We start from the raw sequence: 22,879 nt of genomic DNA, 5'->3' as shown, positions 1-22,879 counted from the left end.
CGGGCCCCGGCCGATCGGCCGGGGCCCGCACAGCAGGGTCGGATCAGGAGAGGTCGAACCGGTCCAGCTCCATGACCTTCGTCCAGGCCGCCACGAAGTCGGTCACGAACTTGGCGCCCGCGTCCTGGCTGGCGTAGACCTCGGCGAGGGCGCGCAGCTGGGAGTTGGACCCGAAGACGAGGTCGACCGCGGTGGCGGTCCACTTCACCTCGTCGGTGGCCAGGTCCCGGATCTCGTAGACGTGCTCGTCGGACTCCGACGCCCTCCACCGGGTGCCCGGGGAGAGCAGGTTGGCGAAGAAGTCGTTGCTGAGCACGCCCGGCCGGTCGGTCAGCACGCCGTGCGCGGTGCCACCCACGTTGTTACCGAGGGCCCGCAGGCCGCCGACGAGGACGGTCATCTCCGGCGCGGTCAGGTTGAGCATGTACGCCCGGTCGACGAGCAGCACCTCCGGCTGGGTCTTCTCACCCGGACGCAGGTAGTTGCGGAACCCGTCGGCGCGGGGCTCCAGCACGGCGAACGACTCGACGTCGGTCTGCTCCTGGCTGGCGTCGGTGCGGCCCGGCCGGAACGGCACGGTCACCTCGACACCCGCGGCCCGGGCGGCCTGCTCGACGGCGGCCGAGCCGGCCAGCACGATCAGGTCGGCGAGGGAGATCTTCGCGCCGCCGGCGTCGTTGAACTCGCGCTGGATCCCCTCCAGGGTCGCCAGCACCGTGGTGAGCTGCTCGGGCTGGTTGACCTCCCAGCTGCGCTGCGGTTCGAGCCGGATCCGTGCGCCGTTGGCGCCACCGCGCTTGTCGGTGTGCCGGAAGGTCGCGGCCGAGGCCCAGGCGGTGCTGACCAGCTGTGCCGTGCTCAGGCCGGAGTCGAGGACCTTAGCCTTGAGCGCAGCGACGTCGGCGTCGGAGACCAGCTCGTGGTCGACGGCCGGGACCGGGTCCTGCCACAGCTGCGGCTCGGCCACCCAGGGGCCGAGGAAGCGGCTGACCGGGCCCATGTCGCGGTGCAGCAGCTTGTACCAGGCCTTGGCGAACGCCAGCGCGAACTCGTCGGGGTGCTCCAGGAAGCGCCGCGAGATCTTCTCGTACGCCGGGTCGACCCGCAGCGACAGGTCGGTGGTGAGCATCGTCGGCCTGTGCTTCCTGGCCGGGTCGTGCGCGTCCGGGATGATCTCCTCGGCGTCCTTGGCGACCCACTGCTTGGCCCCGCCGGCGCTGGTGGTCAGCTCCCACTCGTAGCCGAAGAGGATCTCGAAGAAGCGGTTGCTCCACTGCGTCGGCCGGTCGGTCCAGGTGACCTCCAGACCGCTGGTGATGGTGTCGCCGCCCTTGCCGCTGCCGTGGGTGCTCAGCCAGCCCAGGCCCTGCGCCTCCAGCGGGGCGCCCTCGGGCTCGGGGCCGACGTGGTCGTCGGCGACGCCCGCGCCGTGGGTCTTGCCGAAGGTGTGGCCACCGGCGATGAGGGCGACGGTCTCCTCGTCGTTCATCGCCATCCGGCGGAAGGTCTCCCGGATGAAGTGCGCCGCCGCGAGCGGGTCGGCGTTGCCGCGCGGACCCTCCGGGTTGACGTAGATGAGGCCCATCTCGGTCGCCCCGACGCCGGCCGACATCTCGGTCTCGGAGGCGTAGCGCTCGTCGCCGAGCCAGGTGTCCTCCGGACCCCAGAAGATCTCCTCGGGCTCCCACACGTCCGGCCGGCCGAAGCCGAAGCCGAAGGTCTTGAAGCCCATCGACTCCAGGGCCACGTTGCCGGCGAGCACGAGCAGGTCGGCCCAGGAGATCTGCTGGCCGTACTTCTGCTTGACCGGCCAGAGCAGCCGGCGGGCCTTGTCCAGGTTGGCGTTGTCCGGCCAGCTGTTCAGCGGCGCGAACCGCTGCCCGCCGTCACCGGCGCCACCGCGCCCGTCCTCGATCCGGTAGGTGCCGGCGGCGTGCCAGCTCATCCGGATCATCAGGCCGCCGTAGTGGCCGAAGTCGGCCGGCCACCAGTCCTGCGAGGTGGTGAGCACTTCGGTGATGTCCCGCTTGAGCGCCTCGACGTCGAGCTTGGCGAACGCCGCGGCGTAGCTGAAGTCCTCGCCCAGCGGGTTGCCCTTGGCCGAGTGGGCGTGCAGGACCGAGAGGTCGAGCTGGTTGGGCCACCAGTCCCGGTTGGTACGCGGACGCCCTCCGGTCTTCGGCTTCGGGGAATCGATCGCCGGGTTCTCGCTCTCGCTGCCCTGCGCGGTCACCGAGTCGTGCGCGACCGGGCAGCCGGCCGCCGCCTTCTGGTCCACGCCCTGCGCGCTGGCGGGGACGTTGTCCTGGGTGTCGCTCATGAACTTCCTTCCGAACTGGTGGATCACTGGGAGGTGCGGTCGGTCGCGCAGTCGGGGCAGGTGCCCCAGTAGACGACCTCCGCCTCGTCGACCACGAAACCGTGGTCGTCCGAGGGGGTGAGGCAGGGCACGTGACCGACGGCGCAGTCGACGTCGGCGATCGCACCGCAGGAACGGCACATGACGTGGTGGTGGTTGTCCCCCACCCGCGACTCGTAGCGGGCGGGCGACCGGTCCGGCTGGATGCGCCGCACCAGACCGGCCTCGGTGAGCGCCCGCAACACGTCGTAGACCGCCTGGTGGGAGACGGTGGGCAGGTCGGCCCGGACCAGCGCGATCACCGTGTCGGTGTCGACGTGCGGGTGGTCACGCAGCGCGGCGAGGACGGCCAGTCGCGGCCGAGTGACGCGCAGCGAGGCCGCCCGCAACTGTGCCTCGAGGTCGGCTGCCATGGTACGACCCTAGCCCGCTCTTCTGGACCAAATCAAGTTTAGCCACCGGCGCGTCGCCGTACCGGCGGGCCGCCGGAGGGAGCGGGTCAGCCCGCCGGGTGGTAGGCAAACCAGTCGAACGCGGCGCTGCCCGCGGTGACGTACATGCCGACGACCCGGCCGGTGAAGCCGGCGGCGACCTCGGTCGACAGGTACCGCCCGTCGAGTTCGGCCAGCACGGCGTCGCCGCCCGGCTCGGCCACCCCGAACGTGATCATGTCGCAGCCGGCGGCGCGTACCCCCCACGGGGCCGTCCCGGCCGCCAGCTCGGCGGCGGAGGTCACGGTCGGCGGGTAGAGGTCGTGGGTGCGGGTGGCGACCGTCAGGACGAGCGGGCCGTCCGGTACGGCGCGGGAGGCGAAGACCTGCCGGAACGGGCCGACCCGGCCGATCACCCGGACCGTGCCGGCCGCCACCTCCACGTCGTAGTGGTGCGCCTCGTCGATGCGGATGGTCAGCCCGGCGGTGCCGTCACCCGGGTCGACCCGGACGCTGACCCGGCAGTCGTGGTGCCGCTGTCGCACCGCCACGATCGTCGCCCCGGCGCGGTCGAGGGTCGTACCCGTGGCGTGCAGGGTGAGCCAGCCCGGCCGGGCGGTCAGCGACCAGGAACCGTCGGGCCGGTGGCGCGGCGAGATCCACTCGGGGGCCAGCACCGTCGCGTCGAAGTCGTCGCGGTAGACCCCCGGGTCGGCCGGGCCGGCACCGGCCGGGGCGCTGCCCGGGGGCGCGGCGGTGAGTTCCCGGACCGGCTCGACGACCGGCCAGCCGTCGACCCAGCGCACCGGGACGAGGAACGTCTCGCGGCCGAGGGCATGGTAGGGCGGCCACTGGCCCCTGGCCCGGATCCCGAGCAGCACCAGCCACCAGCTGCCGTCGACCGCCTGGACCAGGTCGGCGTGCCCGGTGGCCTGCACGGGCAGGTCGGTGCCCCGGTGGGTGAGGATCGGGTTGGCCGGGGCGGGGGTGAACGGGCCGCGCGGGCTGCGCGAGCGGGCCACGGAGACGGCGTGGCCGGTGTGCGTGCCACCCTCGGAGACCAGCAGGTACCACCAGCCGTCGATCCGGTAGAGGTGCGGCGCCTCGGGGTACTGGCCGCCGGTGCCCGACCACATCGGCAGCGGACCCTCCAGCACCTCCCCCCGTTCCGGGTCGATCCGGTAGGCGTCCACCCCGGAGGTGGTCAGCCAGCAGTTGCCCTCGTCGTCCCAGGCCAGCGACGGGTCGACGTGCGGCAGGTCGAGGTAGACCGGTTCGGACCACGGGCCGGTGGGCTCCGACGCGGTGACGATGAGGTGCCGGCCCAGGCTGACGTTGGTGGTGATCAGCCAGAACCGACCGTCGTGGTGGCGCAGGGTCGGCGCGAAGATCCCTCCGGACGCCGTGGTGTCCGGGGGCAGCTCCAGCTGGCCGGGCCGGTCGAGGATGTTGCCGATCTGCCGCCAGTTGACCAGGTCACGGCTGTGCAGCAGGGGTACGCCGGGGAAGTACTCGAAGCTGGAGCAGACGAGGTAGTAGTCCGCGCCCACCCGGCAGACACTCGGGTCGGGGTAGAAGCCGGGGACGACCGGATTGCGGTAGGACGGTCCGGCGGACACCGGGCGTCACCTCCCCCTGGCGGTCGTCGAGCACCACCGGACGGCGTCCACACCGCTCGGGGGCAGCACCGTGGACCGGAAATGTTCACGATAACAATCAGTGCGCCGAATGCTACGGAAGTCGCCGGCCGGGTTCAAGGCCCACCGCCCGGAGCAGGCCCCAGAAGCCGGCGGGACCGCCGGAGCAGGCCCGGGGGCCGGCGGGGCCGGAGCAAGCCGGAAAGCCGGCTGGACCACCCGGCACCGGCGAGGAACATTCGCGCAACATGACCGTCATATCTTGACGGGACCTCAGGAATCCACGAGAGTCCATATAAGGCGAGATGGTGCGCCGCCGGGAGCCCGACGCGCCGTCGCAGCGTCCCCGGGTGCCGACGTCAGGGTATGCGGGGCCGCGCCTGTTAACGCTAACAGCGACGTTCCGGTCACCGGCCCGGCGACCCACCCACCCGCCCGGGCCGGACGGCAACCGGTGGTGTCCCCGATCGCGGGCCGCCTCACGGCGCCGGCCACCCCGCCCTGCCCTGATGTCGGACCACCCCCGCCGGGCCGCACCACCGACAGGAGGCATGGAACGGCACCGTGGCCACCGGCACGTCCACGACGTTCGGCCCACCCGCACCGCCACCGATCCGCACCGCTGGGAGAGACCATGTCCGAAGTGACCCGAAGAAACGTCCTGAAGGCCGGGGCGGCGGGGGCCGGTGCCGCGTTGGTCCCGGTCGCCTGGACCGCCACCGCCCGCGCCGACTCGGTAGCGCCACCGCAGGTGCTGGCCGCGAACGACCTGGCCCTGTGGTACGACGAGGGGGCCGGCACCGACTGGCTCCGCGCGCTGCCGATCGGCAACGGCCGGCTCGGCGCGATGGTGTTCGGCAACGTCGACACCGAACGGCTCCAGCTCAACGAGGACACCGTCTGGGCCGGTGGACCGTACGACTCCGCCAACACCCGGGGCGCGGCCAACCTGGCCGAGATCCGGCGGCGGGTCTTCGCCGACCAGTGGACCTCGGCGCAGGATCTGATCAACCAGACCATGATGGGCAACCCGGGTGGTCAGCTCGCCTACCAGACCGTGGGCAACCTCCGGCTCGCCTTCGGCTCGGCCAGCGGGGTCAGCCAGCACGTCCGGACGCTCGACCTCACCACCGCCACGGTCACCACGACCTACCTGCTCAACGGGGTACGGCACCAGCGGGAGGTGTTCGCCAGCGCCCCCGACCAGGTGATCGTGGTGCGGTTGACCGCCGACCGGGCCAACGCGATCACCTTCTCCGCCACCTTCGACAGCCCGCAGCGGACCAGCGTGTCGAGCCCGGACTCCGCCACCATCGGGCTGGACGGCATCTCCGGCAGCCAGGAGGGGGTCACCGGTTCCGTGCGGTTCCTGGCCCTGGCCAACGCCGCCGCGACCGGGGGCACGGTCAGCAGTTCCGGCGGCACCCTGCGGGTCTCCGGGGCCACCAGCGTGACCATCCTGATCTCGATCGGGTCCAGCTACGTCAACTACCGCACCGTCAACGGCGACTACCAGGGCATCGCCCGTACCCGGCTCAACGCCGCCAAGGGCGTGGCGATCGAGCAGTTGCGCAGCCGGCACCTGGCCGACTACCAGGCGCTGTTCAACCGGGTGAGCATCAACCTGGGGCGGACCGCCGCGGCCGACCAGACCACGGACGTGCGGATCGCGCAGCACGCGAGCAGCAACGACCCGCAGTTCGCCGCGCTGCTGTTCCAGTTCGGGCGGTACCTGTTGATCTCGTCGTCGCGGCCGGGCACCCAGCCGGCGAACCTCCAGGGCATCTGGAACGACTCGCTGACACCGTCCTGGGACTCGAAGTACACGATCAATGCCAACCTGCCGATGAACTACTGGCCGGCCGACACGACGAACCTGTCCGAGTGTTTCCTGCCGGTCTTCGACATGGTGAAGGACCTGACGGTGACCGGGGCACGGGTCGCCCAGGCGCAGTACGGCGCGGGCGGCTGGGTCACCCACCACAACACCGACGCCTGGCGGGGCGCGTCGGTGGTCGACGGGGCGCTGTGGGGCATGTGGCAGACCGGTGGGGCCTGGCTGGGCACGCTGATCTGGGACCACTACCTGTTCACCGGGGACCTGGGCTTCCTCCAGGCGAACTATCCGGCGCTCAAGGGGGCCGCCCAGTTCTTCCTCGACACCCTGGTCGCCCACCCCACGCTCGGTTACCTGGTGACCAACCCGTCGAACTCGCCGGAGCTGCCGCACCACTCGAACGCCAGCGTCTGCGCCGGCCCGACGATGGACAACCAGATCCTGCGGGACCTGTTCGACGCCGCGGCCCGCGCCAGCGAGACGCTCGGCGTGGACACCACCTTCCGGTCGCAGGTACGCACCGCCAGGGACCGGCTCCCCCCGACCCGGGTCGGTTCCCGGGGCAACGTGCAGGAGTGGCTGGCCGACTGGGTGGAGACCGAGCGGAACCACCGGCACGTCTCCCACCTGTACGGCCTGCACCCCAGCAACCAGATCACCAAGCGGGGCACCCCGTCGCTGTACGAGGCCGCCCGCAAGACCCTGGAGCTGCGGGGCGACGACGGGACCGGCTGGTCCCTCGCCTGGAAGATCAATTTCTGGGCCCGGCTGGAGGACGGCGCCCGCGCCCACAAGCTGCTGAAGGACCTGGTCCGTACCGACCGGCTCGCGCCGAACATGTTCGACCTGCACCCGCCGTTCCAGATCGACGGCAACTTCGGGGCCACCTCCGGCATCGCCGAGATGCTGTTGCACAGCCACACCGGCGAACTCAATGTGTTGCCCGCACTGCCGAGCGCGTGGTCCACCGGGCAGGTCGCCGGCCTGCGGGGTCGCGGCGGATACACCGTCGGCCTGCGCTGGAGCAACGGCCAGGTCGACGAGATCGGCGTCCGGGCCGATCGGGACGGCACGCTCCGGCTGCGGTCCCGGCTGTTCACCGGCAGCTTCACCCTGGTCGACGTCGCCGACGGCAGCGCACCGGCCACCACCCGGCCGGAGACCGACGTCGTCCAGTTCGCCGTCCGCGCCGGTCACACCTACCGGGCGGCCCGGCCCGGCGTGACGCCGACCCCGACCCCGACCGCCACGCCCACCGCCACCCCGACGCCCACCGACACCCCCACCCCGGTCCCCACCACGCCGACGCCGACGCCGACCACCCCGGCCCCGACCACCAGTCCGCCCGCCCCCTCGGGTGCCCGGGCGACGTACGCGGTGACCGGCTCGTGGTCGGGCGGCTTCCAGGCCGAGGTCACCGTCACCGCCGGCGCCACCGCGATCCGGGGGTGGACGGTCTCCTGGTCGTTCGCCAACGGGCAGACCATCAGCCAGATCTGGGGCGGATCGCACACCCAGAGCGGCGCCAACGTGACGGTGCGCAACGTCGACTACAACGGCAGCCTGGCAGCCGGCGCGTCCACCACCTTCGGCTTCATCGGCACGGTGACCGGCACCAACACCGCACCGACGAACCTCACCTGCACGACGACCTGACCGACGCGGGACGCGCGCCGTCGTCCGACCCGCCCACGGGACGGTCGGGGCGGCGACGCGCGTCCCGACCCTCCCGGTACGCACGACCCCATCCCTGTGGAACGGAACGGACGGAAGAAGAACATGAGACGACCCACGCGCAGGCGTCGCCTGCTGACCGCCCTGGCGACCGGGCTCCTGCTGGTGGCGGGCCCGGCCGTGGTGCTGCGGACCTCCCCGGCGCTGGCCCTGAACAACGGGGTGGCCCGGACCCCGCCGATGGGGTGGAACAGCTGGAACACCTTCGGCTGCAACATCAGCGAGACCCTGATCCGGCAGATGACCGACGCGATGGTCAGCTCCGGCATGAAGGACGCCGGCTACCAGTACGTCGTCGTGGACGACTGCTGGATGAACCCCAACCGTGACTCCGCCGGCAACCTCCAGGGCGACCCCACCCGCTTCCCCTCCGGCATGAAGGCGCTCGGCGACTACATCCACGCCCGCGGCCTCAAGTTCGGCATCTACCAGGCGCCCCTCGACAAGACCTGCGCCCAGTACTTCAACAGCTATCCCGGAGCCACCGGCTCGCAGGGACGGGAGGCACAGGACGCCCGGCAGTTCGCCGCCTGGGGCGTCGACTACCTCAAGTACGACTGGTGCTCGCCCACCGGCAGCATCGACGACCAGGTCCGCGCCTTCGCCAAGATGCGCGATGGTCTCGCCGCCGCCGGCCGCCCGATCGTGCTGAGCATCAACTCCAACAGCATCCACTCCAAGACCGGCCCGCAACGCGACTGGGGCGACGTGTCGAACATGTGGCGCACCACCGAGGACATCACCAACACCTGGAACAGCGGGCAGACCAACGGCTACCCGATGGGCATCCAGAACATCGTCGACGTCACCGTCCCCCTCGCCGCCCGCGCCAAGCCCGGCGCGTTCAACGACATGGACATGATGGAGGTCGGCCGGGGCGGCATGACCGACACCGAGATGCGCAGCCACTTCGCCCTCTGGGCCATCCTCGCCTCGCCGCTGATCGCCGGCAACGACCTGCGCAACATGAACGCGGCGACCCAGACGATCCTCAAGAACGCCAACCTCATCGGCATCAGCCAGGACCCGCTCGCGCTCCAGGCCAGCCAGGTCTCCTTCGACGGCACCCGCCGCGTCCTCGCCAAGCGACTGGCCAACGGGGACGTCGCCGTCGCTCTGTTCAACCAGGGCACCGCCGCCACCACCATCAGCACCAGCGCGTCCGCCCTCGGGTTGTCGGGTGGCCCGTTCACCCTGCGCGACGCCTGGACCAACACCACCAGCACCACCACCGGCGCCATCTCGGCCAGCGTCCCGGGCCACGGCACCGTCGTCTACCGGGTCAGCGGCACGACCAGCACCCCCACCCCGACCCCGACCACGCCGACGCCCACCCCGACCACTCCCGCGCCGACCACCCCCGTGCCGACCACCCCGCCGCCATCGGCCGGCCCGTGCCAGGTCACGTACGCGGTCAGCAGCCAGTGGCCGGACGGGTTCCAGGCCGAGGTGACGATCCGCAACACCGGGACCTCCGCGATCAGCGGTTGGAACCTGCGGTGGTCGTTCGCCAACGGCCAGCAGGTGAACCAGGCCTGGGGCGGCACGTACACCCAGAGCGGCGCGCAGGTCACCGTCACCAACGCGGGCTGGAACGGCACCATCGCCGCCGGCGGCAGCGCGAACTTCGGATTCATCTCCACCTGGTCCGGGGGTAACACCGCACCGACCGCGTTCACCCTCAACGGCCAGGAGTGCAGCGTGGCCTGACCGGGTGCGGTTTCCCGCACGGACGTGCGGACCCCCTGCCCCGACGTCGCCCGGTACCCGGGCGGCCCGTGGCAGGGGGTCCGCGTCGGTTCAGCCGCCCAGCGTGGCCAGCAGGGCGGTGGCCATGCCCTGCTCACCCCGGGCGTTCGGGTGGAAGGGCGCGGCCGGGTTCTCCGGCAACAGGCCCTCGACCCACCGGGTGCCGCTGCTCTTGCAGGTGTCGCGCCCGATCGACGGGGTGTAGACGTCGGCGTAGCCGGCCCCGTTCGCGGCGGCGGCACCGGCCAGCATCGCGTTCAGCGTGGTGGCGACACCCCGCAGGTACGGCACGTCCTGGTAGGCGATCGGGACCACCGGCCAGCAGCCGTACCCGCTGTCCGGCACGATCGCCGGGTAGCCGAGCACCACGATCCGCGCCGCGGGCGCGGCCTGTCGGACCGCCTGGAGCACGGCGGTCACCTTCGGCGCGGTGGCGGTGATCCTGGCCCGCAGCTGGTCGGTGCCACCGGCGGTGTACAGGTTCTTGCAGGGCGAACCCAGCGGGCTGCTGAAGCTCGCCTGCGCACAGTCGCCGATGATGCTGGAGAAGCCGATGTCGTTGCCGCCGATCTGCACCGTCACCAGCGCCGTGTCGGCGGTGACGGCGCTGAGCTGCGGCGGGAGCGCGGCGGCCGACGAGCCGCCGTCCCCGACCAGGATGTCGTCGGTGGTGGCCCCGGAGCAGCTCACGTCGACGAACGACGACGAGCCGGCGGAAGCGGCGACCAGGGAGGGGTAGTTGCGGTTGGAGCGCAGGCAGGTCCGGTCGACCTGGGTGGGGATCAGCGGACCGGAGGTGTACGAGTCGCCGAGCGCCACGTACCGCCCGGTGGGGACGGCGGCGTGGGCGGGTGCGGCGACGGTGGACAGCACACCGGCGGTGGCCACGACGAGCGCGGCCGTCCGGGTGGCCGCCCTCAGCAGGGGCCGGCGGGGACGGGACATGACGCCTCCCAGAAGGGATCGCGGGGGTGGTGGCCGCGATCCTGCCGGCAACATCCGTGGGCGTCAATATAGACAACCCCCACTCATGCACGGTGCGGGACATGGCCCGGTCGCACCGCACCGACCCGCCGGCCGACCGGTTGGCCGACCCACCGGCCGACCGGTCGCGTCGATTGACGGGCGTCGAAGCCGGGCGGGATAATCCCCGCGGAGCCGGGCTGGCAGCGAGCCGAGGGACAGACAGGGCGCGACACCGACCGACGTGAACGGACCGAGGGCACACCACGGCCGGCGGTCGCACGTCACCACCACCATCCCCGGAAGGATCTCCATGCCCACCACGCGTTCCCGGTCCCGACTGGCGGCGTCGGTGCTCAGCACCGTCGTCGTCGCCGGCACCGCCGCGCTCTCCGCCACCGTTCCCGCGCAGGCCGCCGCCGGCTGCCGGGTCACCTACACGGTGGCCAGCCAGTGGCCGAGCGGCTTCAGCGCGAACATCGACCTCACCAACCTCGGCGACCCGATCACCAGTTGGCGGTTGACCTGGTCGTTCACCGGGGGACAGGTGATCAGCCAGGGGTGGAACGGCACGGTCACCCAGTCCGCGGACCGGGTCACGGTCACCAACGCCAGCTGGAACGGCAGCCTCGGCGTCGGGGCGAGCACCCAGCTCGGCTTCGGCGCCTCGTGGAACAACTCGTCGAACCCGGTCCCGGTCGACTTCGCGCTCAACGGGGTGCCGTGCACCGGCCGTACCACCTCCCCCACGCCGCCGCCGACCACCACGCCGCCACCGACGACGCCGCCGCCCACCACGCCGCCACCGGCATCGGGCGCGCTGGACCAGACCTCGACCGTGGGCCGGGTCAAGGCGATGGGCGACAGCGCCCAGTTCACCTGGCCCGGCATCTACTTCGAGGGCCGGTTCCGCGGCACCGGGGTCGGCATCGTCCTCAACGACGCCCAGAACGACTACGCCGTGCAGGTCGACGGGGCGACGGTCGCCACCCTGGTCACGCCGGGTCGGACCACCTACTGGGTCCGCAACCTGACCAACGCCGAGCACACCGTACGCCTGGTCAAGCGCACCGAGAGCCCGTGGAGCGCTGGCGAGTTCGGCGGCCTGGTCCCCGTCGCCGGGGGCGCGATCCTGGCCAGACCCGCCGCCCGCAGCCGGCAGATCGAGTTCATCGGCGACTCCTGGACGGCCGGCTACGGCAACATGTCGACCACCCGCGACTGCTCCAACAACGGCGGGGTCACCCGCAACTCGAACGCCGACGTCACCTTCGGTGCCCTCACCGCGCAGAGCCTGAACGCCGACTACCAGCTCACCGCCTGGTCCGGCCTCGGCATGGTGCGCAACTACAACGGCGGGGGCACCGACAACTTCCGCACCTACTACGAGACCGACCTGCAGGCCCTGTGGAACAGCACGGTGTGGCAGAAGCCGAGCACCTGGAAGCCGCAGCTGGTCGTGGTGGGGCTGGGCATCAACGACTTCTCCACCGCCCTCAACCCCGGTGAGCGGTGGACCACCGTCGACCAGCTCGCCGCCGACTACCGGAGCGCCTACCTGGCCTTCATCGACAAGCTGCGCAGCCGGTACGGCCCCGACACGTTCATCGTGCTCACCTACCCCGACCTGTCCCCCACGACCGCGCTGGCCAGCTCCGTCCAGCAGGTCGTCCAGACCCGCACCAGCCGGGGCGACACCCGGATCCGCTCGCTGTACTACGACGACAACGCGCTGGGGCTGGACAAGCTCGGTTGCGACTGGCACCCGTCCCGCCGCGACGACCAGCTCCTCGCCGGTGCGCTCACCCGGTTCGTCAACACCCTGCCGTTGAACTGGTGAACCGCCCCGCCGGTTGACGGCGGGAGCCGACTCGCCCCCGCCGATGGGGAGAAACGACGATGCGGGGTCGGCGGCGTCCAGGACGCCGCCGACCCCGCATCGCTAGTCGTGAGGACGCTCGCCGGGCCAGGCAGTCGAACCTCGTTTCCCCTGCTCCAGACGACCTACGGCCTCTTGTTGACATCATACGTCATACGGATTACGTTTGTAATCATCGATACATATGATCATCTTCCGTCGCGGGTCGAGGGTCGCCGCCGCCGGATCCCCGGCCACCGCACCTCCTCCCCCGGGCGGTCGATCACCTGTCCCCTGCCCCCGAAGGAGCCCTCCTGATGTCGAGACACCGCCTGGTAGCCGGCGCTGTCGCGGGGATCGCGGCGCTCGCCCTCGCCATGGGCGGCGCCGCGGTCACCGCCGGAGCCAGCCCGCCGGCCTACGCCAACGACGCCGCGCCGCTCGCGGCCACCGCCGGCTGCGGCAAGGCACCCACCCTGACCAGCGGTAACCGCACCATCTCCAGCGGCGGCCAGAACCGCTCGTACATCCTGCGGATCCCGGAGAACTACGACCGCAACCATCCCTACAAGCTGATCTTCGGCTTCCACTGGAACGGTGGCACCGCCAACGACGTCGACTCGGGCGGGACGAGCGGCTACCCGTGGTCCTACTACGGCATCCGGGCGCTGTCGAACAACAGCGCGATCTTCGTCGCGCCGCAGGGCATCGGCAACGGCTGGGCCAACAGCGGTGACCGCGACCTGACCTTCGTCGACGACATGATGCGCCAGATCGAGTCGGCCCTGTGCGTCGAGACGACGCAGCGGTTCGCCATGGGCTTCAGCTACGGCGGCGGCATGAGCTACGCCATCGCCTGCGCCCGCGCCACGGTCTTCCGCGCCGTCGCCGTCTACTCCGGTGGCCAGCTCAGCGGCTGCAACGGCGGCACCCAGCCAATCGCCTACATCGGCATCCACGGGCTGCGGGACACCGTGCTCCCCATCGCGACCGGCCGGTCGCTGCGCGACCGGTTCGTCCGGAACAACGGCTGCACCCCGCAGAACCCGCCGGAGCCGGCGCAGGGCAGCCTGACCCACACCGTCACCTACTACGCGGGCTGCCGGGCGGGGTACCCGGTCGCCTGGGCGCCGTTCGACGGCGGGCACGCCCCCAACGCCGTGGACGGCACCGCCGACCCCTACGCACCCGGCGAGAAGTCCTGGACCCGGCCGGTGGTGTGGAACTTCTTCAGCCAGTTCGACGGCACCACGCCGCCCACCACGCCCCCGGCGACCCCGACCACCCCACCGGCCACCCCGACCACCCCACCGGCGACCCCGACCACGCCGCCGCCCGGCGGTAGCGGCTGCACCGCCACGGTGACGGTGAACCAGTGGACCGGTGGCTTCACCGCCTCGCTGCGGGTCACCGCCGGCTCCGCCGGCACCACCGGCTGGACGGTCAGCGCCACCCTGCCCAGCGGGGCCAGCGTCACCAACACCTGGAACGCCACCGCCAGCGGCAGCACCGGGACGGTGCGCTTCACCAACGTCGACTACAACGGCCGGCTCACCCCCGGCCAGGTCGCGGAATTCGGCTTCCAGGGCAACGGCAGCGGGTCCGGGATGACGCCCACCTGCACCGCACGCTGACCGGCGGACCGCCGACAGAGCACCACAGCGCGACCCGGGGCCGGTGGGCGGGGTTCGACTCCCGCCCACCGGCCCCGGGCGGGCTCTCCCCCGACCCCGACCCCGGCCCCGGCCCCGGGTCGGTCGATCCGCCCCCGGCGGTCACCCGATCCGCGAATTCGTCGTGGCCGATCGGCGATCCAGCGGCCAGACATGACTCTTGCTGCCATGATGGCGGACGTGGGAGCTGCGAAAACCAATACGCCTGTCATCTCGCCGCTGGCCGGCGAGCCGATCAAACGCGCCGACGCGGAACGGCTCGCGGGGGTGCTGAAGGCCTTCGCCGACCCGGCCCGGCTGCGGCTGCTCAGCCTCATCCAGTCGGCCCCGGAGGGCGAGGCGTCCGTCACCGACCTCACCGCGCCGCTCGGCCTGTCCCAGCCGACGGTGAGCCATCACCTGCGGATCCTCACCGAGGCCGGGCTGATCGAACGCGAGAAGCGCGGCGTCTGGGCGTACTACCGGACGGTACCCGCCGCGATCAGCGCGATCGCCGACCTGTTGACCCCGCCCCGCAAACGGGCCACCAAGAAGACCCGCTGACTCCGGACGGTCGGCGGCGGCCCACCGGGGTCAGGATCCGAAGGACCCGGCCCCCGGTTCCCAGCGGTGCAGGTGCACCGGGGTCTGCTCGGCCACCATCCGGGCGAGGCTCTGTCGGACCTCCCGCAGGTGCGGCGAGAAGACCTCCAGGTCGGCACCGCCCCAACGGGCGAAGATCCGCTCGGCTTCGGCATGCGTCTGGAGCGCCTCGGCACGTCGGTTCAGCCGCCACAGGTGGCCGCTCAGGTTCGCCAGCACCGCGGCCAGGTCCAGCCCGAACACCACCGAATTGCCCTCGACGAGTTTGCGGTAGAGCGTCTCCGACGCCGCGGTGGCGTCCACCGCCTCCTCCAGCCGGCGGGACTCGGCATACCGGAGACCGAGCGTGTTCAGGGTCAGGGCCAACTCCGGCAGGTACACCGACGGCTGATCGTCGCTGAGCCGACGCCAGAGCTGCTCAGCGCGACGTGCGGCCTGCAGGGCGGAGTCGGCCCGATCCAGGTGCGCCTCGATGGCCGAGAGGTTGGTCAGCGCGACGGCCAGACCGACCTCGCCGGCCGGCGAGGAGGCGTCGGCGGCGAACAGCTTCACGCTGCGCCGCGCCGCCACCTCGGCCTCCGGGTGGCGGCCGACCTCGGCCAGCCGGGTGCCGAGGTTGTCGAGTGTCTCGGCGAGACGGAACCGGTACGCCGGGTCATCCCCGGCGAGGGGATCGAGGATGTCGACCGCCCGCTCCACGCTGGCCAGCGCCTCGGCGCTCCGGTTCACCGCGGCGAGCCGGTGACCCCGCAGGTGCAGCGCCCGGGCGAGCAGGGCGGCGGTCGGTGGGCGGGCGTCGGTGGCGAGCGCGGCCTCGGCGGCGGTCACCGCCCGGTCGAGAGCCTCCAGCGCCGCCCGCCGATCGCCGGTCCTGGCCAAGCGGCGACCGTAGCCGAGGTGCAGCCGGGCCCGTTCGGCGTCGTCACCGCACCTGGGCAGCCGGTACTCGACCAGCCGGCAGGTGATGTCGCGGGCCACCAGGTCGAAGTCGGAATGCCGCCCCGGGGGGAGGTGCGGCTCGATCGCGGCCAGCAGTTCGACGTCCATGTCGGGCAGGTCGACGAGCGTCGCCAGGACCGCGCCACCGGCGGCGGTGGCGAGTGCCGGATCCGCCCGGAGCGCCGGCAGCAGCACCCTGGTCGCCACGTGCGGCCATTCGGTGGCCACCTCGCTGAGCACGGTCAGCGCCCGGGCACGGACCCCGGCCGCCGTGGCCGGCTCCAGGTCCGCCGCCCGGAGCAGTGCCCGGGCGACACCGGCCGCCCAGGACCGGGGCGGGTGGCGGCGCCACCAGTCGTGGCCGGCCACGGCCAGCGCGAGATACGCCTCGCCCCACCGGTCGGGCCGCAACGGTTCCAGCACGGACTCCTGGTCGTGCGACGGATAGCAGGCGGTGTGGTCGGTCAGCAGCGCCCTGATCGTGGTCGGTTCGGCACCGGCACAACGGAGGATCTCCCCCGCCGCGTCGTCGGCCACCGGGCCGGCCAGCGTCGCGGTCACCACGGCCAGATCGAGCTGCTGGGTCGGGCTGGTCGTCTCCCCGGCCCGGCGCAGCTTCCGCCAGTGGCCGGTCTCCCGGTTGATCAGGTGGCCGTAGAGATCCACCAGACTGGACGGCGCGGTCGACCCGGCGCGGCGGCTGACGTCGACGGCGACCAGGGCGGCCAGCTGCACAGCCAGCGCGGTCCCGTACGCGGGATCGGTCAGCCGGGGTACCACCACCTTGGCGGGCCGGGCATCCGGGAGCAGGCCGGCGAACCGGTCGACCGCCACCCGGAAGAGCCGCCGCCGGGCGTCCGGATCCACCGCCAGCGGCGGCAACGGGAACTCGTCGGCCGTCATACCGACCCCGGTCAGCCAGGAGCGCAACTCCGGCCACCAGTACCCCGGGGAACGGGCCAGCAGCAGCACCCGGACCTGTCCCCCGCCGTGCAGCAGCGGGTCGGTGAAGAGCGACGGCAACGCCCCGGCCGGCCAGCGGTCGGCGTAGTCGACCACCACCAGCAGTCCACGGCCGTCGTCGGACCCGCCAGGCGGACCGGTTCGCGGCTCAGGCGTCAGGGGCTCACAGTACGCATGCAACACCGTCCATCCGGCCTCCTGGGCGGTCGCCCCGAGCCGGTCGGCGAGCCGGGTCTTGCCCTGGCCACCCGGGGCGTACATCAACCGCACCGACCTCAGGCCGGCGTGCGGCGGGTCGAGCCAGCGCCACAACGATCGTTGCTCGTCCTCACGCCCCACGAAGGGCACCACCCGGTGACGCGCGTCGAGCAGCTCGGACAGTCGCAGGCTCTCCACCGCCCGCGACACGGCACCGCCAGCGCCGGTCAGCCGGTAGGCCGGCGAGCCGATGAAGACATTTCCATGGAAATTGCCGCTGTTGGAGACACTGAAGGGCGCGGCCATCGCCGGGCCGGTGTGCGAGACGACGTAGCCGTTCGGTGGGAACGGGTCGGTGCGGTCGGTGATCGTCTGATGCGGCGGATTCCGTGCACCCGGACACCACCAGCGGCCCAGGATCATCGGGGTCGGCGGTGGATGCCGCTGATGCCCACACCACCGTCGGCCTCGACATCACCGGTCGCGGAGGCGCTCATCGGGGTGTCGTCGTCGGCCGGAGCGTCGATCCCGGAGACGCCGTAGCCGTCACGGGTCGTCGTCACCTTGCCGGTCTTCTCGGCCCGCAGGCCCGGTCGGGTCGGGGCCAGGGCGGCCCACAGGGCCACGCCGACCCCGGCGACGGCGGCCACCGCGGACACCGCCGTGGCGAGCAGGTCGGCCGTGTCGGCGCGCAGGACGACGAACGACAGCGCCAGGACGGCGACGAGCGCGCCGGTGACCAGCAGCACCACCCGACGGGACGACCTCAACACCGACCTCCTCGCAGCGCGGGCGCTGTCACACCGGAACGTCACCCGGTCGCCCGCTACCGAGCGTAGGCCGACGCGGCAGGCCGCCGACCGTCCTGCCGGCTATCCGACATGGACGGTGCCGCCGGCCGGGGGCGGGGATGCTCTCAGTCGGCGTGGCGCGACGGTACGCCGAGCGCGGCGCACGCCTGCTCGTACATCCGGACCACCTCGCGGCGGATCTCGGCCCGCTCGGTGAGCCGGTGGGCGAACGGGATCCGCACCGGTACCTCGATGTCGTCGAGGGTGACGGCGAAGTCCATCCCGTCGGCGTCCAGACCGGTCACCCACGCCCGGGTCGCCGCCGGGCAGCCGCCGAGGGCACGGCAGATCAGCAGCGAGTCCCCGGCGTGGTCGTCGTTCATGTGCCGGCTGACCGCGCGGACGACGTCGGCGTCGAACGGCTGCCCGGTCACGCCACCGCCTCCGGCATCCCCGGGCCGTCCGGCACGTGCCCGGCCAGGGCGGTGAAGACCGCCATGTTGTGCCGGTACGCCACCAGCACCTCGTCCAGCAGCGCCGCCTCGTCGGCCGGGCTCAGCGGCAGGGCGTCCAACCGGGCCCGGTACGCGTCCTTGTACGCCGTGGGCCGGGGGATCCGGTCGAAGGTGTAGAAGGCCACCCCCGCCTGCCCGGTCAGCCCGTACCGTCGGGCCACCGCCCGTCCGATGTACAGCCCCCCGGAGAGGTCACCCAGGTAGCGGGTGTAGTGGTGGGCGATGAAACGCACCGGGGACGTGCCGCCCACGGTCCGGATCCGGTCGGCGTAGGCGACCGTCGTCGGGTGCGGCGTGGTGCGCGACGCCCAGTCCGGTCCGGCCAGGTGGATCAGGTCCGCCTCCAGGGCGGGCAGCCGGGTCAACGCGTCGTCGACGAACCCACCGGCGACCGGATCGTCGCGCATCGCCTCGGCGGCCGACTCCAACACCTGGTACAGGGCGTGGTGCTGCACCACCAGGTCGAGGTAGCCGGCCAGGTCCAGCTCGCCGCCGACCAGCGCGGTGACGTAGCGCTGGCTCTCGGCGGCGGCGTGGACCTGCTGGCTGGCGGCCCGGAGCCGGGCCGAGAACGGCAGGGGTGGGGTGTCCATCTATTCCTCCGTGACGGGGGTGTTCCGGGTCGGACCCCGGCGGCGGGGGACGACCAGCGGCAGGTGGGTGTCCGGGTGCGGCACGACCTCGATGTCGTGCCGGTAGACCTCGCTGAGCAGGGGCGCGGTCAGCACCGTGGCGGGGGGTCCGGTGGCCCGGATCCGGCCCTCGGCGAGCAGGGTGATCCGGTCCGCGTACGCCCCGGCCAGGGCGAGGTCGTGCAGCACCACCACGACGGCGTCGCCGGCCTCGGCCCGCTCCCGGGCGATTCGCATAACCAACTCCTGGTGGTGCAGGTCGAGGGCGGCGGTCGGTTCGTCGAGCAGCAGTACCCCGGTCTGCTGGGCCAGCACCCGGGCCAGTGCCACCCGGGCCTGCTCGCCGCCGGAGAGCGACGGGTGGGGCCGGGTGGCGAACCGGATCACGTCACAGCGTCGCATGGTCTCGCCGACCACCGCATCGTCGTGGGCCTCCTCCGGGCGACCGGCCCAGGGGGAACGACCCATCCGGACCACCTCGACCACCGCGAAGGGGAAACTCAGGACACTGTGCTGGGTCAGCACCGCCCGGCGCATCGCCAGCTCCACGGCCGACCACTCGGCCAGCGGACGACCGTCGACCTCGACCGTCCCGGCGGCGAGCGGCAGGTCACCGCTGACGGCGGCCAGCAGGGTGGACTTGCCGGCGCCGTTCGGCCCCACCAAGGCGTGCAGTTCACCGGCGCGGACCGCGAGGTCGACCCGGTCGAGCACCGCTCGGCCGGCGCGCTCGACCCGGACCCCGGTGGCCCGGATCCGGGTGCCGCCCGGCACCGGGGCGGTCGGCACCCGGGCGGCCGTCCGGGCTCCGAGCAGCCGCAGCGGCCCCCGTCGCCGACGTACGTTCACCACGGTCCCCCCCTCGGGTGTGCGGGTCGGGGTGCCGGAGGCGCTCACGCCCACCCGCCGGCACGGTCCCGGGTGCGGCGCAGCAGCCAGAAGAAGGCGGGGCCGCCGACCAGCGCGGAGAGCACCCCCAGCGGCAGCTCCTGGTAGTCGACGAGGGTCCGTGCGGCGAGGTCGGCGACGACGACGACGATCGCCCCGCCGAGCCCGCTGGCCGGCAGCAGCAGCCGGTGTCCGGGGCCGGCGACCATCCGGACCAGGTGGGGCACGACCAGGCCGACGAAGCCGATGATGCCGGTGAAGGCGACCGCCGCCGCGCCGAGCAGCGCGGTGACCACGATCATCCGGACCCGCAGCCGTTCCACGTCGACCCCGAGGTGGCGCGCGGAGCGTTCGCCCAGGGCGAGCAGGTCGAGCCGGCGGGCGTCGGCGAGGGTGGCGAGCAGCCCGACCGCCAGGCAGGGCGCGGCCAGCGCGACCGCCGGCCAGTTCGCCTGGGCCAGGCTGCCGAGGTTCCAGAACGCGATGGCCTGCACGCCCGACTCGTCGGCGACGAACATCAGCAGCCCGATGGCGGCCCCGGCGACGGCGTTGACCGCGACCCCGGTGAGCACCAGGGTGACCACCTCGGTCCGGCCGCCGGAGCGGGCCAGCAGGTAGACCAGCCAGGTGGTGGCGAGGCCCCCGGCGAACGCGGCGGCGGGCACCGTCCAGCCACCGAGGACGGTGACGCCGGTGACGATGGCCAGTGCCGCGCCGACCGCCGCGCCCGCCGAGACGCCGATGACGCCCGGCTCGGCCAGCGGATTGCCGAACACCCCCTGCATCACCGCGCCGGCGCAGCCGAGCGCGGCGCCGACCACGGCGGCGAGCGCGACCCGGGGGAAGCGGACCAGCCACAGCGCGCTCTCACCGTGCACGGCGGCGGGCCGGGGGCCGAGGTCCAGGCCGAGGCGGTGCAGCACCGAGCCGAGCACCTCCGCCGGGCTGACCGCCACCTGCCCCCGCCCGGCGGCGACCAGGGCGACCAGCAGCAGGGCGGCGGAGAGCCCGGCGAGCAGGACCGGTCCGCGCCGTACCCGACGGCGGCCGTCGCGACCGGCGGCGGCGTCCCCGGTGGCCGGTCGGGTGTCGGTGGCGGTCATCGCGGGCTCCGGCAGTGCAGCGCGTCGGCCAGTGCCCGCACCACCCGCCCGGAGCGGGTGCCGAAGGTGAGCAGGACGCCGTCGTCCATGTCGACGACCCGGCGGGCGGCCCCGGCCGGGGTCTGCCCCACCCCGGGGAGCCTGAGCAGGCCGTCGACGCCGCCGACGGACTCCAGCCCACCGCTCATCACCAGCAGCACGTCCGGGGCCGCGTTGATCAGGCCCTCGCTGGTCAGCGGGCGGAACTTCGCCAGGCCGATCGCGCTGCCGGCGTCCACCCCTCCGGCCGCCTCGATCATCGCGTCGGAACCGGCCCCCCGCCCGCCGATCAGGTAGACCCCGGCGGTGCCGCGCAGATAGAGGAAGGCGACGCGGGGGGCCGGACCGTCGGGCACCCCGGCGCGGGCCGCGGCGGTCTCCCCCTCGATCCGGGTCACCAGCCGGTCGCCGGCCGGGCCGACGCCGAGCGCCGCCGCGATGGCCCGGACGTGCCCGGGAACGGCGTCGAGGGTCTGCTCGGCGGCGACCAGGACCACCGGGATACCGGCGGCGCGCAGTTGCCGCAGTGTCTCGGGTGGACCGATGCTGTCGTCGGCGACGACCACCGTGGGGGCGAGGGCGAGCACCGCCTCGGCGGACAGGTCGTGCCCGGCCGGGGTGACCACGGGCAGGTGCGCGGCGGCCTGGAAGGTGGTGGAGGTGTCCCGGCCGACGACGTTGCCGCCGAGGCCGAGGCTGAACACGATCTCGGCGATCGAGCCGTAGAGGTTGACCGGCAGGATGCGCGCGACGTCGGTGACCGTGGTGGCGACGCCGTCGGTGGAGGTGACGGTGACCGGCAGGGCCGGGGTGGGGGCCGGATCCAGCGGGGTCACGTCGGTGTCGGGCAGGGTGGCGGTGACCGGGCCGCAGGAGGTCGGGGCCGACCGCGCCTCGGCCGCCGGGTCGGTGCAGCCGACCAGGGTGCCGGCGAGCAGCACCAGGACGAGCGGCAGCGCACGCGGGGTCACGGGGTGCTCCGGCGGTGGCGACGGCGGCGCAGGCCGGCGAGCAGCACCGCCCCGAGCACGGGTACGACCAGCACGGCGAGCCACCAGCGGCCGGTGTCGGAGGCGGCGCTGACCCGGGTCACCTGCGCCTGGTCGCCGGCATCGGCCGGGCCCGCCGGGTCGCCGGTGCCGGCGGGGGCGACGGCGGTGGCGGTGGCCGACGCCGGTGTGCCGCCGGTGGGCGTGCCGGCCGCGCCGGTCGGGGCCGCCGCCGGTGGGGTGGTCCGGGCGGCACCCCCGGTGGTCGCAGGGGCGGCGGTGGCCGGGGTACGGGTCGGTACGGGCGCTGCGGCGGCGGCGAAGCTGACCGGCACCCGGACATCCTGGGAGCGGTCGGCGGTGCGGGTGTGGTCGGCGCGGGAGGCGACCACGCACCGGGTGACGGTGCAGTCGATCGTGCCGATGCGGGGGCTCACGGTGAGGGTCACCCGGAACGAGCCGCCCGGGCCGTAGGGGACGGCTAGTCCCTCCCCGTAGGAGGGTGGGTCGGACGAGATCCAGTGCGACGCGCCGGTGCTGCCGGTGGTGTCGGCCCCACCGCCGCACGGGCTGGGGGCGGCCCCGGCGCCGTTGTCCACGCAGAACGCGACATAGATGCCCTTGGTGACGTCGTACCCGTTGCCGGTGACGGTCACCGTCGCCCCGGCGCGGGACACCCCGCTGGTGGGGGTGGCGGTGAGGGTCTGCCCGGCGGGGCCCCGCCCGGTCCCGGCGTGGGCCGGCGTCGACCCCAAGCCGATACTGACAGTGATCGCGGCGACGGTCAGGATGGCGCGAGGCAGTGCCCGCATCAGGCTCCTCCCATGACGGATCGGGCCGGCTGCCACACCGACCGTAGTTAAGGTTTGCCTAACCTAAGCGACTGATCCGCTGTTCACAAGAGGTTCTTCGGCCCAAGATCTTCGGCCGCTTTGCCGGATGCCGCAGTAGTTAGGTTTGCCTAACCTCAACCACTGTCCGTATTGGGCACCACAGAGG

Annotated in this window: 17 protein-coding genes; 5 read left to right on the top strand and 12 right to left on the bottom strand. The window is 73.0% G+C overall.

Features of this window, described 5'->3' with window-relative positions; genetic code table 11:
* Nucleotides 1–43: 43 nt before the first annotated feature.
* From katG to O7625_RS19580, 3 genes are all read right to left on the bottom strand, one after another.
* Complete coding sequence (gene katG, locus O7625_RS19590; RefSeq protein WP_282340415.1) at nucleotides 44–2,320, bottom strand: catalase/peroxidase HPI; 2,277 nt, start codon at nucleotides 2,318–2,320, stop codon at nucleotides 44–46.
* A 23-nt stretch (nucleotides 2,321–2,343) separates the two neighbouring features.
* The gene (locus tag O7625_RS19585; protein ID WP_282340414.1) at nucleotides 2,344–2,772 is read right to left on the bottom strand and encodes a Fur family transcriptional regulator; all 429 of its coding nucleotides are present in this window, start codon (nucleotides 2,770–2,772) and stop codon (nucleotides 2,344–2,346) included.
* 86 nt (nucleotides 2,773–2,858) lie between these two features.
* The gene (locus O7625_RS19580; protein WP_282340413.1) at nucleotides 2,859–4,409 is read right to left on the bottom strand and encodes a glycoside hydrolase family 43 protein; all 1,551 of its coding nucleotides are present in this window, start codon (nucleotides 4,407–4,409) and stop codon (nucleotides 2,859–2,861) included.
* Nucleotides 4,410–5,061: 652 nt separating this feature from the next.
* On the opposite strand from O7625_RS19580, the gene O7625_RS19575 reads away from it, so the two are divergent.
* Nucleotides 5,062–7,920: a glycoside hydrolase N-terminal domain-containing protein gene (locus O7625_RS19575; protein ID WP_282340412.1), complete on the top strand. Its 2,859-nt coding sequence runs from the start codon at nucleotides 5,062–5,064 to the stop codon at nucleotides 7,918–7,920.
* 123 nt (nucleotides 7,921–8,043) lie between these two features.
* A complete protein-coding gene (locus O7625_RS19570) occupies nucleotides 8,044–9,708 on the top strand; it encodes a cellulose binding domain-containing protein (RefSeq protein ID WP_282340411.1) in 1,665 nt (554 codons plus the stop codon).
* Nucleotides 9,709–9,798: 90 nt separating this feature from the next.
* Here the strand turns inward: O7625_RS19570 and O7625_RS19565 are convergent, their stop codons facing one another.
* Nucleotides 9,799–10,692 carry an SGNH/GDSL hydrolase family protein gene (locus tag O7625_RS19565; RefSeq protein WP_282340410.1) on the bottom strand — a complete coding sequence of 298 codons (894 nt, stop codon included), beginning with the start codon at nucleotides 10,690–10,692 and terminating at the stop codon, nucleotides 9,799–9,801.
* A 331-nt stretch (nucleotides 10,693–11,023) separates the two neighbouring features.
* Here O7625_RS19565 and O7625_RS19560 point away from each other — a divergent pair, with 331 nt between their 5' ends.
* The 3 genes from O7625_RS19560 to O7625_RS19550 all read left to right on the top strand — a co-directional run bounded on the left by O7625_RS19560 (nucleotide 11,024) and on the right by O7625_RS19550 (nucleotide 14,784).
* Nucleotides 11,024–12,550, top strand: a complete 1,527-nt coding sequence (locus O7625_RS19560) for a cellulose binding domain-containing protein (RefSeq protein ID WP_282340409.1) — start codon at nucleotides 11,024–11,026, stop codon at nucleotides 12,548–12,550.
* Nucleotides 12,551–12,885: 335 nt separating this feature from the next.
* Nucleotides 12,886–14,202 carry a cellulose binding domain-containing protein gene (locus O7625_RS19555; protein WP_282340408.1) on the top strand — a complete coding sequence of 439 codons (1,317 nt, stop codon included), beginning with the start codon at nucleotides 12,886–12,888 and terminating at the stop codon, nucleotides 14,200–14,202.
* 210 nt (nucleotides 14,203–14,412) lie between these two features.
* Nucleotides 14,413–14,784 (top strand): metalloregulator ArsR/SmtB family transcription factor, encoded by a 372-nt coding sequence (locus O7625_RS19550; protein WP_067309113.1) that lies wholly within the window; start codon nucleotides 14,413–14,415, stop codon nucleotides 14,782–14,784.
* Nucleotides 14,785–14,814: 30 nt separating this feature from the next.
* Here O7625_RS19550 and O7625_RS19545 read toward each other — a convergent pair whose 3' ends face one another.
* The 8 genes from O7625_RS19545 to O7625_RS19510 all read right to left on the bottom strand — a co-directional run bounded on the left by O7625_RS19545 (nucleotide 14,815) and on the right by O7625_RS19510 (nucleotide 22,692).
* Entirely contained in the window at nucleotides 14,815–17,229 is a 2,415-nt protein-coding gene (locus tag O7625_RS19545; RefSeq protein WP_282340407.1) for a tetratricopeptide repeat protein, read from the bottom strand.
* A gap of 113 nt (nucleotides 17,230–17,342) precedes the next feature.
* A complete protein-coding gene (locus tag O7625_RS19540; protein ID WP_282340406.1) occupies nucleotides 17,343–17,693 on the bottom strand; it encodes a hypothetical protein in 351 nt (116 codons plus the stop codon).
* A 146-nt stretch (nucleotides 17,694–17,839) separates the two neighbouring features.
* Entirely contained in the window at nucleotides 17,840–18,148 is a 309-nt protein-coding gene (locus tag O7625_RS19535) for a DUF2470 domain-containing protein (protein ID WP_282340405.1), read from the bottom strand.
* Nucleotides 18,145–18,822: a biliverdin-producing heme oxygenase gene (locus O7625_RS19530; RefSeq protein ID WP_282340403.1), complete on the bottom strand. Its 678-nt coding sequence runs from the start codon at nucleotides 18,820–18,822 to the stop codon at nucleotides 18,145–18,147. Before O7625_RS19530 ends, O7625_RS19535 begins: the two co-directional genes overlap by 4 nt.
* Complete coding sequence (locus tag O7625_RS19525; protein WP_282340402.1) at nucleotides 18,823–19,713, bottom strand: heme ABC transporter ATP-binding protein; 891 nt, start codon at nucleotides 19,711–19,713, stop codon at nucleotides 18,823–18,825.
* Between the two features lie 41 nt (nucleotides 19,714–19,754).
* Nucleotides 19,755–20,852: an iron ABC transporter permease gene (locus tag O7625_RS19520; RefSeq protein WP_282340401.1), complete on the bottom strand. Its 1,098-nt coding sequence runs from the start codon at nucleotides 20,850–20,852 to the stop codon at nucleotides 19,755–19,757.
* Nucleotides 20,849–21,862, bottom strand: a complete 1,014-nt coding sequence (locus tag O7625_RS19515; RefSeq protein WP_282340400.1) for an ABC transporter substrate-binding protein — start codon at nucleotides 21,860–21,862, stop codon at nucleotides 20,849–20,851. Before O7625_RS19515 ends, O7625_RS19520 begins: the two co-directional genes overlap by 4 nt.
* On the bottom strand, nucleotides 21,859–22,692 hold the full coding sequence (locus O7625_RS19510; RefSeq protein WP_282340399.1) for a hypothetical protein: 834 nt from the start codon (nucleotides 22,690–22,692) through the stop codon (nucleotides 21,859–21,861). Before O7625_RS19510 ends, O7625_RS19515 begins: the two co-directional genes overlap by 4 nt.
* Between the last annotated feature and the right edge of the window lie 187 nt (nucleotides 22,693–22,879).

The organism is Micromonospora sp. WMMD714, from assembly GCF_029581315.1.
Lineage (GTDB): Bacteria > Actinomycetota > Actinomycetes > Mycobacteriales > Micromonosporaceae > Micromonospora > Micromonospora rifamycinica.
This window is presented reverse-complemented; position numbering and strand designations above follow the sequence as displayed.

Bases quoted from the DNA above. Each gene is read 5' to 3' on its own strand.
- O7625_RS19585 (WP_282340414.1), bottom strand. From the start codon at position 2,772: ATGGCAGCCGACCTCGAGGCACAGTTGCGGGCGGCCTCGCTGCGCGTC.
- O7625_RS19575 (WP_282340412.1), top strand. From the start codon at position 5,062: ATGTCCGAAGTGACCCGAAGAAACGTCCTGAAGGCCGGGGCGGCGGGG.
- O7625_RS19560 (WP_282340409.1), top strand. From the start codon at position 11,024: ATGCCCACCACGCGTTCCCGGTCCCGACTGGCGGCGTCGGTGCTCAGC.
- O7625_RS19550 (WP_067309113.1), top strand. From the start codon at position 14,413: ATGGCGGACGTGGGAGCTGCGAAAACCAATACGCCTGTCATCTCGCCG.
- katG (WP_282340415.1), bottom strand. From the start codon at position 2,320: ATGAGCGACACCCAGGACAACGTCCCCGCCAGCGCGCAGGGCGTGGAC.
- O7625_RS19545 (WP_282340407.1), bottom strand. From the start codon at position 17,229: ATGGCCGCGCCCTTCAGTGTCTCCAACAGCGGCAATTTCCATGGAAAT.
- O7625_RS19555 (WP_282340408.1), top strand. From the start codon at position 12,886: ATGTCGAGACACCGCCTGGTAGCCGGCGCTGTCGCGGGGATCGCGGCG.
- O7625_RS19565 (WP_282340410.1), bottom strand. From the start codon at position 10,692: ATGTCCCGTCCCCGCCGGCCCCTGCTGAGGGCGGCCACCCGGACGGCC.
- O7625_RS19570 (WP_282340411.1), top strand. From the start codon at position 8,044: ATGAGACGACCCACGCGCAGGCGTCGCCTGCTGACCGCCCTGGCGACC.
- O7625_RS19530 (WP_282340403.1), bottom strand. From the start codon at position 18,822: ATGGACACCCCACCCCTGCCGTTCTCGGCCCGGCTCCGGGCCGCCAGC.
- O7625_RS19510 (WP_282340399.1), bottom strand. From the start codon at position 22,692: ATGCGGGCACTGCCTCGCGCCATCCTGACCGTCGCCGCGATCACTGTC.
- O7625_RS19520 (WP_282340401.1), bottom strand. From the start codon at position 20,852: ATGACCGCCACCGACACCCGACCGGCCACCGGGGACGCCGCCGCCGGT.